Raw genomic sequence first — 14,754 nt, 5'->3', positions numbered from 1 at the left:
CCGGCGCCTATAACGATTTCAGCCAGGCCAGCAGCGCGTCGCGATCCGCCTTGGACAGCTGCTCGAAGCGCTGACGCGACTTCTCGCCTTCGCCGCCGTGCCACAGGATGGCTTCGGTCGGCGTGCGGGCTCGGCCGTCATGCAGATAACCGACCGGCTGCGACTGCGCGATCTTCGCGGTGTAGCCGATCCCCCACAGGGCCGGGGTGCGCCACATCGCGCCTTGCGCCTGGCCTTCGGGCAGGTTGTCCGCCAGGGCCGGACCCATGTCGTGCAGCAGCAGGTCGGTGAAGGGATGGATCGTCTGGTCGCGCAGTTCCGCGAACGGATGGTTCCTGCCCGTCTTCATCTCCGGCGTGTGGCAGGCCGCGCAACGCAGCGCGTCGAACACCTTGCGGCCATTGGCCACCTGGACCGCGTCCACGCGATGCTCTTGCGTCGGCGCCACGCCCTTCGGGAATCCGCTCGGGAGGCTCCGTTGAGCCGGCACCGACAGCAGCTGCAGGTACTGCGTCAGCGCGCTCAGGTCCGCTTCCTGGATGCCCTTCTGCGCGGGCGCCGTGCGACAACCCACCGGGTCGGTCGTGCAACTGCGGTTCGGATACACCGGCGAGGTCACCGACATCTCGTTCAGCAGCGCATGGGCCACCTGGTGACGGACGCTGGCCTTGGACGCCTTCCAGCCGAAGCGGCCCAGACGCGTCGCGCCGGTTTCCGGATCGAAGCTGAAGTTGGCCTTGCCGAGCACACCGTCCTGATCAGGGGCTGATCGCACGCGAGCCAGGATGTCCGCTTCAGGCACCGCTTCCAGCAGGCCGACGCCGATCAGCGCTTGAGCGGCGCGCGCCGACCACAGCTGCGGCATCGGGCCGTCGAACCTGAATCTCGGCTTGCGCAGCTCGACCTGGGTGCCGTCCGCCAGCGTGACGCCGCGGGTCTCGAAGCCCACGACCCGGACGACATAACCCCCTTCCTCCGGCGCGCCGGAGGACGACATGGCGTTCATCTGGATCGACGCGCCGTAGAGCGGGTCGGGACGGAGGGCGCCGCCGGCGTCCTTCATGGCCACGCGGAAGGCCATCCGGTCCAGGCGCTGGTGCAGCGTGGACGGCGCCGGACCGCGGCCGTTGTTGACGTGGCACTGGACGCAGGTCGTGGCGTTGACGTGCGGCCCCGCCAGGCCGGCGATGGTGGCCATCGGTTCGTTGCCGGGCTCGATGTGCGCCCCCGTCATGAAGCTGCTGTGGGCCGTGCGGCGACCTTCGACGAATCGCTGCATGTTCTGCATGCCGATGTTGTTGGCCGGCTGCTGGTACATCCGGAAGCCTTCGTCCGAATAGTTGTACGAGATGGACCCGATGCCGCCCGACAGCGTGGAGGCCGGCAGCGGCGCGCTGTTCAGGCGCGGTGCCATGCCGTACCACGGGGTCAGGCCTTGACCGACGACGTAGACCCATTCGTTGGCGTAGTAGCGGGTACCGCCGTTGTCGCCCCTGGCCTGCATCGACGCCGTCGTCGTGAACATCGACGGCGCCATCTCGATCGGGTCGCCGACCTTCAGCGGCCGTGCGTCGACGCGCGTGCCGTCGGGGAATCCGTCGGCGCCCAGGCCCGCGTGTCCCGGGTAGTCCCTGATCACGACCGTGCAATGGTCGGTGCCGGGCTGACCGTTGGCCGGATAGTCCACCGGCGAGCAGACCGAACCCGTCGTGTCAAGCAGTTCGCCGTTGTCCATCCACCCGTAGCCGGTCACGCCGACGCGGTCGAAGGCGCGGAAGAACGCGGTGCCGCCCGGCAGGAAGTCCACCGTGGGGTTGTAGGTGTTGACCTTCAGCGAGGGCCTGGCGATGCCGGTCACGCGGCTGTTGTCGATGATCTCCATGCCCCAGGTGCGATTCCTGAAGGAGTTCGGCACGAAGCTCAGGTAGGCCCCCTGACCCTTGTCGACGGGGGCGCCCGACGCATCGACGGTCTCGTTGGGGCCTTGGCCGATCTCGTTCCACTCCTCGCCGCGCTCGCGGGCGTGGTGGCCCACGCCGCGGTTGCCGAAGCGCGTGATCAGCGTGCCGTCGGGCAGCGTGAACTGCAGCGTCTCGATCGGCGACTGCGGCGCGAACAGCGGCGCCAGGTGCGCGCCGTCGGCGGGCGCGAGGAAGGGCGTCGTGGTCGTGGTGTCGCCCGGCGCGGTGTCCGAGGCGATCTGGATGCCGCCGTCATGCGGCCCGTGGCCGCCATCGCCGCCGCAGGCGGCCAGCAGCGCGCTGCCCAGGAGGGCGCGGACGAATGCCTTGCCCATCGTGGTGACTCCCTCCCGTGTCCGTGCCTGTGTCCGTGCCTGTGGGTGTGATTGGTGATGTCCCTCCTGGGGAGGGTCAGGCGGCAGGAGTGTCCACGTTTGTTTTGCCGGTCGGCAAGTTTTAATGTGTGTCGAATTGATGCGCCGTCATGCGCGGCTCATGCGCGGCTTATGGGCGGCTTATGGGCGGCCCATGAGTAGTTGATGGGCGCGTCAGGCATGGGAGAGCGCCGACGGATCCGGCGCCCTGGGGCCTCCGACCGCGCCGAGCGCGCCGCCCCACACGTGATAGAGCGCCTGCAGCACCACGTACTTCAGCATCTGCGTGGTGATGTTGGCGTCCTTCTCGCTGAGGCCGTGCTGCTGCATGAGCGTCGTCGGCAGGCTGGCCACCATGGCCGTGAGGCCGCCGAACCCGGCGCTGAGGATGGCGTGGGAGGTCCAGCCGACCTTGCTCGCGAAGACATCGCCGAGCGCCTCGGGGAAGGTGTCCTTGAGGTTCTTCACGTGGGCGCCGACGCGCGCGGCGGCACTGAAGATCTGCTCCGCCGCCGGCTTCTGCAGATGGTCGAGGCAGGCGCCGAGATCGTCGCGCGCCAGGAAATGCTGGAAGCCCGCGCGGCCGGCGCTGACGTCGAAGTCGTTCTTGATGACCCGCATGCCGCCGCCGCCCACCGGCATGCCGAAGGCCGGATCGAGGATCCCGTCCATGGCGGCGCGCTGCTTCGGCTGACCCTTGAGTTCGTAATTGAGCATCGCCGGGATGCGCACGAGGCCGTTGCGCGCGGCCCCGTAGCTGAGGCCTGCGGCGATCGAGTTGTCCGCGGCCAGGCTGGCCTTGGTCGGCGGGTTTGCGCTGGCGATGGGTTCGGGCAACTGCTCGCCCGGCGGGCGGGTGAAGTAGGCGTCCTGGAATGTCTTGCCCGCGGCGGCGCCGGAGGCGACATCCAGCATCGACAGCGCGAAGCCCATCACCGCGCCGGTGATCAGCGCCGGCACGGCGACCGGCAGGGTGGGCATCGCCTTCATCAGACCGGCCAGGGTCAGGTCGGCGAGCTTCAGGTTCGCCGGAATCGTCCCGAGGTTGAAGCCGCTGGCCGAGGCCATGCCATGCATCATGGCCGTGCCCTGGTCGCGCCACTGCACCTGCTTGAGCACGGAGACGAGATCGTCGCGGGTGTGGATGCCGCGCGATTCCAGCACCGCGGCCTGCTGCGTGGCCAGGCGCTCGAGCGCGGGGATGTCGTCGGGGCTCTTGCGCATTGCGCTGAGCATGTAGGCGACGCAACCGGTGATGTCGTCGGGCAGCTTCTGCGCGAGCGAGTCGATGTCGATGCGCGGGTTGACGTCGCGCGGGCTCGGCACGGTGGCCGCGTGCAGCGACGCGAGTCCGCCGGGCGCGCGGGGGCCGCGATCCGGCGCCGTGCGGGGCAGGGGATCGAAGGAGCCCGGCATGCTGCGCGTGAGCTGGGAGATCTCGTCATGCGCGTCGTGGCGTGGGAGCGCGGCCGAGTGTTCGGTCTCGGTGGCCACGGAGCGGCGCTGCTCGGCGATGGAAGGCGCGCCGCCGGCCGGCCGTTGCGCGTCGCTGGACACTGAGCTGCTGTTGCCGTTGAGGTTGGGGGTCAGCGGCGTCATGGGGATGTGTTCGCCGCTGCCCTGCGGATCCGGCAACCGCCCGGCGCCGCCGGTGCTGTTCGTGGACGAGGTCCGGCTGAGGACCTTCGGCGCCGACTGGCGCGGCGCAGAGGACGGCCGGTAGCGGACCGGCGCGGCGTCGACGCCGCCGTCGCTCTTCGCCGCATCCACGGAGGAACGACGCGAGGACAGCCCCTCGGGGACGATGTGCTCGCTCGATGGCTTGAGCTGCGGATCGACGGCCGGCATCACGGGAAGCGTCGGCGTCTGCGGACCCGACAGCGTCTCGGCCGACGGGGGAGGGACGCTGATCGCGCGCCCGGTGGGAATGGTGCTGCTCATGACGCCTTGAGTGCCGTTACATCAGGGCGATATCGTCGGCAGGACGTCCCTTGTCGGAGCGCCACATCCGAAACCGTGCGCGGGGATGCGAATCAGGCGGGCTCCGCTGGAAGCCCGCCCGTCCATGTGCAGTCGGCCGGACTCAGGCCGCGAAGCCGCCATCGATCAGCAGGTCCGCCCCGGTGACGAAGCCCGCCTCCGGCCCGGCCAGGTAGGCCACCATCGCGGCGATCTCATCCGCCTTGCCGTGACGCCGCAGGGCCATCAGGTCGTGCAGGCTGGCGCCGAACTCGGTGTCCGCGGGATTCATGTCGGTGTCGACCGGACCGGGCGCCACGTTGTTGACCGTGATGCCGCGCGGGCCGAGGTCGCGCGCCAGGCCCTTCACCAGTCCGATCAGCGCGGACTTGCTCATCGCGTAGACGGCGCCGCCGGCGAAGGGCATGCGCTGGGCGTTCGTGCTGCCGATGTTGATGATGCGGCCGCCGTCGCCCATGTGCCGGGCCGCCGCCTGCGAGGCGACGAAGACCGAGCGCACGTTGACGGCGACGGTGCGGTCGAAGTCCTCCAGCGTGAACTGGTCCAGCGGCGCAACGGCCAGCACGCCGGCGCTGTTGACCAGGATGTCCAGGCGGCCGAAGCGTTCGGCGACGCCGTCGATGGCGCGGGTGAGGGCGGCGGCGTCGGTGGCGTCCGCCTTGACGGCGATCGCCTGGCCGCCGTTGGCCTTGATCTCCTCGACCAGCGCTTCCGCGGCGATCGCCGACGACGCGTAGCCGATGGCCACGGCCGCGCCTTCGCGGGCCAGGCGTCGCGCGGTGGCGGCGCCGATGCCGCGCGAACCGCCGTGGATGAAGGCGACCTTGCCGGTCAGGCGGGCGGTCGAGGCGGTGTTGGTCGTGTTGCTCATCATGTTTCCTTTCGAAGCGGGGTGGTTGATGAGCTCAACTATGGTCGTCGACACCTGATTGCGGTAGTTGGAAAGCGGCGTGTTCAGTTTCAACCGTTGGTATAAGCTGAGCGCATGTCGACCGAACTCCGCAGCCACCTCGATGCCTTCATCACCGCTGCCGACGAGGGCAGCTTTTCTGCTGCCGCGCGCCGGCTGGGGCTGACGCCCGCCGCGGTCAGCAAGAGCGTGGCGCAGTTCGAGGCGAGGCTTGGCGTGCGCTTGTTCCAGCGCAGCACGCGGAGCCTGGCGCTGACCACCGACGGCGAGCGGCTGCACGGCCAGGTGAGGCGCCCGTGGAGCGAGATCGGCGACGCCTTGACGGATCTGCGCCAGGGCGCCGGCAAGCCGGCCGGCACCTTGAAGGTCGCTTTGGCGCACACGGTGGGCCGCGAGTACTTCGTGCCGATGATGGACGGCTTCGTGCGTCGCTATCCGGACGTCGTGCCGGAGCTGCATTTCGACAACCGCCAGGTGGACCTCGTCGCCGAGGGGTTCGACGTCGCCATCGGCGGCGGCATCGAGTTGACGGACGCCTTGATTGCCCGGGAGCTGGCGCGCCTGCGGATCGTGCTCGTGGCGGCGCCGGCGTATCTGGCGGCGAATCCGGTGCCGAAGCATCCATCGGATCTGGCGCGACATCGCGGGCTGCTGCGCCGATCGCTGGGGTCGGGGCGGCTGGCGCCGTGGGCCTTGAAGAACAAGGCCGGCGAGCAGGTGGTGGCGAGCGTGCGTCCGGTGATGGTCCTGGACGATCCGGAGGCCATGGCTCGCGCGGCGGCGAGCGGCATGGGCATCGCTTTGCTGCCACTGCCGCATGCCTTGCCACAGCTGGAGCGCGGCGAGCTCGCGCGCGTGCTGCCGGCCTGGTATGCGGAGGCGCTGCCGCTGTCGATCTATTACTCGAGCCGAAGGCTGCTGCCGGCCAAGGTCCGCGTGTTCGTGGACCACGTCGTCGAGGAATTCCGCGCGCAGGGACACGCGGCGAGGTTCAGCCAGGGCTGAGGCTGCTCAGGTGCGGGACGAAAAAAACCGACTCCAGGGAGTCGGTTTCTTTTCTCGGGGCGCTGCGGGTTCAGTAGCGTCCGCCGCCGAAGCCGCCCGAGCCGTAGCCGACGTCCGAGCGCTTGGTGGAACGGAACTCACCCGTGCTGTGATTGCCGCCCGAGCCGCTGCCTGCCTCGCGAGGACGCGCCAGCGTGACAACGATCGAACGTCCATCCACCGACACGCCATTCAAGGCGGCGATGGCGGCCTGGGCCACTTCGGCCGACGCCATTTCCACGAACCCGAAGCCCTTGGAATTGCCGGTTTCCCGGTCCATCATGACCCGGGCCGAGGAAACACTGCCGAACTCCGCAAAATTGCTTTTGAGGCTGGAATCGGTCACCGAATAGGGCAGATTGCCCACGTAGATTTTGCTGCTCATGGAAGAGCCTTTCTTGATGGTGGCGCACCGTCGACGGAGGGATGCGCAAATGGGGGTCGCGGCGCGGACGCGGCGCGGAGAAAACGCGGACTGAATCTGGCGTGGCGCAGATTTGTCACTACGCCGGGGACTGCGGCATGGAGGTTTCCAGCCAGCCCTGGGTGACCGCGAAGAGCCGGGCGGCGTGACAGGAGGCGAAGGTCCTGTCGAAGCGGAACACACGGCAGTAGGTGCCGTTGCCCTCCGAGCGGCGAACCGAGAAGGAGGCGCTGAAGCGGCCGCAATCGGTTCGGTGTGTCGCGGGCGAAACGACGTATCTGCCCATGGAAATGGCGTTGTTCGGAATCTTTTTCAATCAGTGTCGCAGGCTCGAAGCTCGACCTGCGGGAGCGTGGTGCTGCTCAATCGGCTGCAAATTTGCAGGCCAAAAGAGCAAATTGAGGTCACAAAATCGTGACCCTTGAGAAGGGACCAGTTTCGTAAAACGTCTGGTCGCTTATCCCGAAAATGGTTATACCACTTCGGCGGCACGCGAGTCAATTTATATAAATTTCATATCTGGATTCAACGCGAAAATCCCGCGCCCTGCGACGCATGGGCAGCGGTCAAGGTAGTGACCAGTTCCGCGACGAACGGGTTGTGCAGCGTCTGCTCCCGCAGGCACACCTGCAGGTGACGCAGGGCCCAAGGCTCCACGAGACGCAGCACGGCGACACGCGGCAGGTCCGTCGCTTCCAGCGCGGACCGGGGCACGATCCCCAACCCCGCGCCGGTGGCGACGAGCTGGGCAATGGCGCGATACCCCGAGACCTGGACCCGCACGTCCAGTTGCCCGCCCAGTTGGGCGGCGTGGTTGACCAGGAAGGTGTGCAGGGCCATGCCGCTCTGCAAGCCCACGAACGGCTCGTCCAGGCAGACCTTGAAGCTGGCCTGCTTGCGCCGGGCCAGGCGCGATGACGTGGGGACCAGCAGCACCAGCTCGTCTTCACGGTAGGGGAGGTAGAGCAGGTCCGGATGCGCCTGCTCGACGGCCACGACGCCCAGATCGGCGCGGCCGGCGACCACCGCGCTGACGATGTCCTGGCTCGGCCGCTCCTCCAGTTGGATCCGCACGCCCGGATGCAGCACGAAGAAGCGCGCGAGGTCCGGGGGCAGGTGGCTGCTGATGGCGTTGTTGTTGGCGAAGAGGGTGATGTGCCCCGCGAGGCCCTGTGAGAACGGCAGCAGATCCGCATGCATCTGCTCCAGTTGCGCCAGACACCGCCGGACGTGCTCGAGCATGACGGCACCGGCGCGCGTGAGCGTCACGCCGCGGGCGCGACGCAGGAACAGCGGGCTGCCCAGCGACTCCTCCATCGCCTTGAGCCGCAGGCTCACGGAGGAGGGTGACAGGTGGCAGCGGGCCGCGCCTCGGGAAAGGTTGAGCTCCTCGGCCACGCTCAGGAATACCCGCAGATCGGTCAAGTCGTAGTGCACGGTGGCGGTCCTCGAGGCGGCGTCGGTCCGCGTGCGTTCTCCTCTGCGGAAGGCGCACGCGGTCGGCGGAAGCATCCGGTGGTTTTGTCTGCGACAAACGATCAGTTTGCCAGAACTCGCTTCTGCTCAGAGAGGCGCCTTCCCATACTGCGCCCCATGACTGAGCAGCTTTCACAAACACTCAACGCTCCGGAGCCCTCAAGGCCGCCGGTCGGAAAACCCCTGGCAGGCCTTGTCGTCGTCTCGCTGGAGCAGGCGCTGGCCGCGCCGCTGGCCACCTGCCGCCTCGCGGAGATGGGCGCGCGCGTGATCAAGGTCGAACGGGAGGAGGGCGACTTCGCGCGCGGCTATGACCGCGCCGCCTGCGGCGAAGCGTCCTACTTCGTGTGGATCAACCGCGGCAAGGAGTCGGTGGTCCTCGACTTCAAGCAGGCGGAGGATCGCGCGCTGCTCGACGCGCTGCTCGCGCAGGCCGATGTGTTCGTCCAGAACCTGGCGCCAGGCGCCCTGGCACGTGTCGGACTGGACAGCGAGACGCTGCGCCGGAAGCACGCGCGGCTGGTCACCTGCGACATCAGCGGCTACGGGGATGGCCAGGCCAGCGCGCTCAAGGCCTACGACATGCTGGTGCAGTGCGAGAGCGGCCTCGCCGGCATCACGGGCACACCGGAAGCGTGCGGCCGGATCGGCGTGTCCATCTGCGACATCGGTGCGGGTCTCAACGCCACGATCGCCATCCTGTCGGCGCTCGCGTCCAGAGAGCGGACGGGCATGGGCTGCGGCGTCGCGGTCTCGCTGTTCGACGGCGCGGCCGATTGGATGACGGTGCCTTACGTGCATCAGGTGTATGGCGCGGGCGCGCCGACGCGCCAGGGCCTTCAGCATCCCTCCATCGCGCCGTACAGCGCCTTCGCGACGAGCGACGGCGGCAGCGTGGTGATCAGCATCCAGAACGAGCGCGAGTGGGCCAGCTTCTGCGAGGGCTTCCTGGCGCAACCCGCGCTGGCCAAGGACGAACGCTTCAACAGCAACGACCGGCGCGTGACCCACCGGGAGGCGCTGCACGCCATCCTCGACGCGGCCTTCGGATCCTTGCCGCTGGACGAGGCGCTCGCCCGGCTGCAGCGCGCCAGGACCGCCTACGGGCAGGTCCGCACGGTGGCCGAGATGGCGACGCATCCGGCGCTGCGCACGTGGCCGATGCCGGTGGGCGACCGGCAGCTCGATCTGGTCGCACCGCCGGTTCGCGCGCCATGGGACAGCGGGCGTTTCGATCCCGCGCCGTCCCTCGATCAGCACGGCGCTGCCATCCGCGCCGAGTTCCTCCGCATCACCGACAGGGCCATCGCATGAGCCGCATCACCCACCACATCAACAGCGCCAACGACCCCACTAACGGCGGCGACGTGCACGGGGCCGTCATCGACCTGGACCATCTCCGGACGTGGATCGGCCGCGACACCTGGTCCGAAGATCACCTGTCGGTGCGACAGGCCCGACTCATGGCCGCCACGCTGGGAACGCCTCAGGATGAACTCGTCGTCGGCACGCCGTTGCCGCCGCTGTGGCATTGGCTGTACTTCCTCGAGGGACTGCCGCCGAGTGAACTCGGCCGCGACGGTCACGCCGCGCGCGGCGGTTTCCTGCCGCCGGTGCCGCTGTCCAACCGGATGTGGGCGGGCGGTGAATTGACCTTCCACCGGCCGTTGACCTTGGGCTCGTCCGTCGGGAAACGGTCCAGCGTCCGGTCCGTCGAGCACAAGCGCGGTCGCAGCGGCGACCTCGTGTTCGTCACTGTGCGCCATGAGCTGTTGAACGGCGACGAGCTGGCCGTCACCGAGGACCACGACATCGTCTACAAGGCGCCGACGCCGCCCGGGGCCTCGCGTGCCGCGCCGGTCACGATGCCGGAGGCGACGCATCGCGAGTTCTTCGCGCTCAACTCGACGCTGCTGTTCCGATATTCGGCGCTGAGCTTCAACGGTCACCGCATCCACTATGACGTCGACTACTGCCGCGAGGTGGAGGGCTACTCGAACCTGGTCGTCCATGGGCCGCTGCAGGCCACGCTGCTCTCAGCGCTGGCGCGGCGCCTGGGCGACCGACCGCTCCGGCTATTCCGTTACCGCGGCGTCCAACCCTGCGTGCTCGGCGCGCCCCTGACCCTCAACGCCGCCCCATCGCCGCAGGGGCTCACGCTCTGGACCGCGTTGGCGGACGGGGCGCCGTTCATGACGGCCGAAGCTTCCTACTGGAGACAACAACCATGACCTCATCGATCCGTCGCTGCTTCCTGTCCCGTGCGCTGGCCCATGCGCTGGCCCTGTCCGCGCTCGGCGCCTCGGCCGCCTTGTCGCTGGCCGCACCGGCCTTCGCGCAGACCTTCCCCAGCAAGCCGATCACGCTGGTCGTGCCCTTCGTGGCCGGCGGGACGACCGACATCCTCGGACGCATCGTCGCGGAGGCCCTGGGCAAGCGCCTGGGGCAGGTCGTGCTCGTGGACAACCGCGGCGGCGCCGGAGGCAACCTCGGCGCGGCGCTGGTGGCCAAGGCCGATCCCGACGGCTACACGCTGCTGATGGGCTACAACGGCACCAACGCCATCAACCCGTCGCTGTATCCCAAGCTGTCCTGGGATCCGCTCAACAGCTTCAGTCCGATCTCGCTGGTCGCGCGGGTGAACAACGTCGTCGTCGTGAACCCCGCGCTGCCCATCAGCAGCCTGCAGCAGCTGGTGGCGTATGCCAGGTCCCATCCTGGGAAGGTGAACTACGGATCGGCGGGCGCGGGCTCGATCTTCCATCTGGCGGGCGAGATGCTCTCGCAACAGACGGGCGTGCAGATGACGCACGTGCCGTACAAGGGCGCGGCGCCGGCGCTGACCGACCTGATGGGGGGCCAGATCGATCTCATGTTCACCACCATCCCGAACGCGCTGCAGCACATCAAGACGGGGCGCCTGCGCGCGCTCGGCGTGACCGGCGAGCAGCGCTCGCCGCTGTTCCCGGAGCTGCCCACGGCCGCAGAGGCCGGCTACAAGGGCATGGTCGTGGATTCGTGGTTCGGGATCTTCGCACCGCACGGACTGCAGCCGGCCGTGCAGGCGAAGCTGAACCAGACCCTGCGCGCCGTGCTGACCGACCCGGAGGTCGTCAGGCGCATGAAGGAACAGGGCGCCGAGCCCCGGGCGTCGTCGCCGGCCGAGCTGCAAGCGCTGCTGCAGACCGACCTCAAGAGCTGGAAGGCCGTCGTGACGGCGGCGAAGGTGTCGCTGGACTGAGGAGCGTTTCGCTCGGGTGACCGGGGCGAAGCCGCCCCCCGCCGATCCATCTGAAAGACGGACAATGTGCATTATGTGACTATTGGGATAGAGCCCCGCCAGACTGCGACAAGCAAGGCGCAGCCGCGCCCCGCTTCAATCCATTTCAGCCGGAGCCGCCCGCCTGAGGCTGACCTGCACCCGGCCCGCGGCGTTTCTCAAGAGACCACGTCCGCACTCACCTCGGGAGGCAGCGCCACTCTGATGTCGGCGCTTTCGGGCAACGGAACATGAATGTCAGCGTCCGGCTCGCATGCACCGACGAAGCGCAGCGCATGCGCGGGGCCACGACCAGGTACCGGCACCTTCGGCCGCATACGATGGACGTGATACTCACCAGGCAGGATTGGAACGCGCCGACCGGCTACGGTGTAGCCGGCCAGCCGCACGCCTGGTGGCACCTTGACGCGATAGCACTCCATGGTCGTGCCGTCAGCAGTCCGATTGGTCTGTACCTTCAGGCCGTCGACACGGCGATGCGACGGGGTTGCGCATGCGCCTGCTTCGGGATGCGCAGCGTCAACACGCCGTCCTTCACTCCAGCCTCGATCCGAGCCATGTCGAGTTCGCGACTGAGGGTGAAGGCGCGACGATAACGAGGCACATTGACCTCGGCCCACACGCCGCGCATGCGCTCCGGGGCTGCGACGGCGACTTCGCCTTCGATCACCAGCGTCTCGCCGTCGAGCCGGACATCCAGGCCGTCGCGCGGAACGCCCGGCATGTCGGCCAGGAGCGTGATGCCCCCCGCGTCCTCGAAGATCTCAACGGCGGGTTCCGCGACCTCGCGGGACGTCGCCCGCTGTCTGGCCGCCGGCGAACTCGCATCGGACGAGGAGACTTGCGCGCGGTCGGACTCGGTGCGGGTGAGTTGGGTTTGAGCAGACATGGTGGTTCCTTCCGATCGTGATTCAAGCGTTCACTGGACGTTGATGCGCTGCGGCTGAGCCGCTTCGCGCAGCCCGACGCTGACGCGCAGCACGCCGTCGCGGTATTGCGCCTCGACGCTGCCGGTATCCGCCTCATCGGGCAGCGTCACCGCGCGGCTGAAGCGGCCATGCCAGCGTTCCGCGGCGTACACCTGCACCGAATCGGAGGAGCCGCGATCGGTCGGTTGGCGCTCTCCGGAAATCCGGAGAACGCCGCGCTCGACGGTCACGTCGATCGACTGGGCATCCAAGCCCGGCGCGAAGGCGAAGACCTCGATGGACCGTTCGCTGCGCCCGATGTTGATGGTCGGAAAGCTCCCGGCCATCGAGGAACGAATGCCGTCCGCAAGTCCGTCGGCCGACCGCGAACGCGAAAGCGCCTGTTGCAGCTGGGCAAGCTGCTCCAGCAAACCCTGGGGACGGTGGAACACGGTGTCGAACATCAGAAACTCCTTTCCTTGGTCGATGAGTCGATGATGGAGGCCGACGCTGGCGCGTCGACTCGCGAGATCCCTTTGGTGAGTAGACGAAGGCGTGGACCGTCGATGGCCCACGAGGCAAGAGGCTCGTGACCGGGCCCGTGCAGCGGTCGACGGTCAGGGGTCAGCGTTCTGCGGGCGGGCGCCTGTTGGCGCTCCTCAGTGCTGACGGGTCGCGCGCGAAACATGGGCGCGACGACGACTTCAGGCGACGCAGCGTCTCGCGTGCGATCAGATAGGCTTGAAGTTGCGACGGGCTCAGCGGGAGCCGAGGCCGTCGAGAGGCGCGCGCTTCTGGCGCGGGGGAGTTGTCGGGCAGCGGTTTGGCCATGATCCAGTCCTCATCCGAATCGATTGATGGCGGTTCGACACGGATTTAGGAACTCGGAGCGGCGAGTTCAAGGGTGAACCGATTAGGTGAAAACCCTGAATCCCTGCGAGGGCGATCGTTGGCCCGCGAATTGCGGTCTTTCGCGCGCGCGGCCAGCGAGGCCCCTTCTCCCTCCCCGGTTGACATTCCTTGGCTGCGATCGATGACAACGCTGACGAATTTTGTCAGTCCGGTTCGTCCGCCAGCGGGAACGTCGCCGCCTCGCGTGCATCGACGCTTCACCTCATTCGAAAGGCATCCATGTCGTCCACTCCGAACGCCACGCCTGCGGTCCAGCGGCTCGCGCTCGCCCTCCTGGTGGCAGGTCTTGCCTCCTGCGGTGGAGGCGGATCGACGTCCTCGCCAGGCACCGATGCGACAACGCCACCGCTCGGAACCGCTCCTGCGCCCTCGCCTGCGCCTTCACCCTCTCCAACGCCACCGCCCGCATCGCCGATCACGACGGCCCTGGGCGTTCCCAGCCGGATGCTGGGCGGCCTGGGCGCCGGCAATCCGATCGCGGAGATGACGAAGCAGCAGATCCGTCCGGACATCATCGACACCTACCTGGTCGGCGTCGGCGGCGGCTCCTGGCCCACCTGGAACAGCCCCGATGGCGCCTACGTCACGTATGTCTCGGCGAATGTCTCGGCCGCTGGCGCGGTGCCGATGTTCACGCTCTACCAGATGGCCTCCCGGGGTGAAGGCAACCTCGCCGCGATCAATGACGCGTCCTTCATGGCCAGCTACTGGGCCCAGGTCAGGCTGATGTACCAGAAGATCGGCGCGACCGGCCTGCCGACGCTGGTCAACCTGGAGCCGGACTTCTGGGGTTTCGTGCTCACGGGCGCGCCGGGCGCCGATCCGGCGAAGCTGCCGGCGCGCGTGAGCCAGGTGGCGGAATGCGCGAGCCAGCCGGACAATGCCGTTGGCATGGCGGGATGCCTGCTGGCGCTCGGACGGACCTACGCGCCCAAGGCCAGGATCGGCTTCCCGCCGTCCTTCTGGGGCCGCGATGCCGCCACCGTCGGCGCCTTCATGCTGAAGCTGGGCGCGGACAAGGCCGACTTCGTCGTGGGCCAGACCAGCGACCGGGATGCCGGCTGCTTCGAGGTCTCTCCGCCGCCGGCCGAATGCGCCGGGCGTGGCAACGGCCCGTTCTACTGGGACGAGACCAACGCGGCGACGCCCAACTTCCATCAGGACCTCGCCCAATGGGCCGCGGTGCGAAACGCGCTCGGCAACCTGCCCATCCTGTTCTGGCAGACGCCGATGGGCGTGCCCTCGTCGACGCCGGGTGGCACGCCGGGGCACTACCGGGACAACCACGTCCAGTACATGCTGACCCATGCGAGCGAGTACACGGCGAGCGGCGTGTTCGCGATCGTGTTCAGCGGCGGCGGCAGCGGCTCGGTCAACATCACGACCGATGGCGGCCAGTTCGCCCGACTGTTCAAGGCCTACCTGGCCAATCCCGCACCGCTGCCACGCTGAGGCCCCCTCGCCTCACGCCGCCGCTGGCCCTCG

13 protein-coding genes are annotated in these 14,754 nt (G+C 68.4%); 5 read left to right on the top strand and 8 right to left on the bottom strand.

The features are described 5' to 3' along the window. Positions 1-7: 7 nt before the first annotated feature. From AC1VNM_RS08000 to AC1VNM_RS07990, 3 genes are all read right to left on the bottom strand, one after another. A complete protein-coding gene (locus AC1VNM_RS08000; protein ID WP_483106511.1) occupies positions 8-2,296 on the bottom strand; it encodes a di-heme oxidoreductase family protein in 2,289 nt (762 codons plus the stop codon). 213 nt (positions 2,297-2,509) lie between these two features. Then, positions 2,510-4,276, bottom strand: a complete 1,767-nt coding sequence (locus AC1VNM_RS07995; protein ID WP_483106510.1) for a hypothetical protein — start codon at positions 4,274-4,276, stop codon at positions 2,510-2,512. A 142-nt stretch (positions 4,277-4,418) separates the two neighbouring features. Then, on the bottom strand, positions 4,419-5,186 hold the full coding sequence (locus tag AC1VNM_RS07990) for an SDR family oxidoreductase (protein ID WP_377161894.1): 768 nt from the start codon (positions 5,184-5,186) through the stop codon (positions 4,419-4,421). 114 nt (positions 5,187-5,300) lie between these two features. Between AC1VNM_RS07990 and AC1VNM_RS07985 the strand changes: the two genes are divergently transcribed. Then, positions 5,301-6,230: a LysR family transcriptional regulator gene (locus tag AC1VNM_RS07985; RefSeq protein ID WP_483106509.1), complete on the top strand. Its 930-nt coding sequence runs from the start codon at positions 5,301-5,303 to the stop codon at positions 6,228-6,230. Between the two features lie 70 nt (positions 6,231-6,300). On the opposite strand, the gene AC1VNM_RS07980 is transcribed toward AC1VNM_RS07985, so the two are convergent. The 3 genes from AC1VNM_RS07980 to AC1VNM_RS07970 all read right to left on the bottom strand — a co-directional run bounded on the left by AC1VNM_RS07980 (position 6,301) and on the right by AC1VNM_RS07970 (position 8,130). Further along, a complete protein-coding gene (locus AC1VNM_RS07980; protein WP_483106508.1) occupies positions 6,301-6,654 on the bottom strand; it encodes an RNA recognition motif domain-containing protein in 354 nt (117 codons plus the stop codon). Between the two features lie 118 nt (positions 6,655-6,772). Beyond that, positions 6,773-6,979, bottom strand: a complete 207-nt coding sequence (locus tag AC1VNM_RS07975; protein WP_431104901.1) for a hypothetical protein — start codon at positions 6,977-6,979, stop codon at positions 6,773-6,775. A 239-nt stretch (positions 6,980-7,218) separates the two neighbouring features. Beyond that, positions 7,219-8,130, bottom strand: a complete 912-nt coding sequence (locus AC1VNM_RS07970) for a LysR family transcriptional regulator (RefSeq protein ID WP_483106507.1) — start codon at positions 8,128-8,130, stop codon at positions 7,219-7,221. Positions 8,131-8,286: 156 nt separating this feature from the next. Between AC1VNM_RS07970 and AC1VNM_RS07965 the strand changes: the two genes are divergently transcribed. The 3 genes from AC1VNM_RS07965 to AC1VNM_RS07955 are packed head-to-tail and all read left to right on the top strand — an operon-like array spanning position 8,287 to position 11,410. Then, positions 8,287-9,483, top strand: coding sequence for a CaiB/BaiF CoA transferase family protein (locus AC1VNM_RS07965; RefSeq protein ID WP_483106506.1), 1,197 nt, complete (start codon positions 8,287-8,289; stop codon positions 9,481-9,483). Further along, the gene (locus AC1VNM_RS07960) at positions 9,480-10,400 is read left to right on the top strand and encodes an HTD2 family dehydratase (protein WP_483106505.1); all 921 of its coding nucleotides are present in this window, start codon (positions 9,480-9,482) and stop codon (positions 10,398-10,400) included. The genes AC1VNM_RS07965 and AC1VNM_RS07960 overlap by 4 nt, the downstream gene beginning before the upstream one ends. Next, complete coding sequence (locus tag AC1VNM_RS07955; RefSeq protein ID WP_483106504.1) at positions 10,397-11,410, top strand: Bug family tripartite tricarboxylate transporter substrate binding protein; 1,014 nt, start codon at positions 10,397-10,399, stop codon at positions 11,408-11,410. Before AC1VNM_RS07960 ends, AC1VNM_RS07955 begins: the two co-directional genes overlap by 4 nt. A gap of 496 nt (positions 11,411-11,906) precedes the next feature. Here AC1VNM_RS07955 and AC1VNM_RS07950 read toward each other — a convergent pair whose 3' ends face one another. Further along, the gene (locus AC1VNM_RS07950) at positions 11,907-12,338 is read right to left on the bottom strand and encodes an Hsp20/alpha crystallin family protein (RefSeq protein WP_483106503.1); all 432 of its coding nucleotides are present in this window, start codon (positions 12,336-12,338) and stop codon (positions 11,907-11,909) included. Between the two features lie 30 nt (positions 12,339-12,368). Then, complete coding sequence (locus tag AC1VNM_RS07945) at positions 12,369-12,821, bottom strand: Hsp20/alpha crystallin family protein (protein ID WP_483106502.1); 453 nt, start codon at positions 12,819-12,821, stop codon at positions 12,369-12,371. Positions 12,822-13,713: 892 nt separating this feature from the next. Here AC1VNM_RS07945 and AC1VNM_RS07940 point away from each other — a divergent pair. Next, positions 13,714-14,721: a hypothetical protein gene (locus AC1VNM_RS07940; RefSeq protein WP_483106501.1), complete on the top strand. Its 1,008-nt coding sequence runs from the start codon at positions 13,714-13,716 to the stop codon at positions 14,719-14,721. Positions 14,722-14,754: the final 33 nt, after the last annotated feature.

This window comes from Mitsuaria sp. MSU3D (assembly GCF_056867975.1).
The sequence above is the reverse complement of the archived record's forward strand: the minus strand, read 5'-3'. Positions and strand labels throughout refer to the sequence as shown.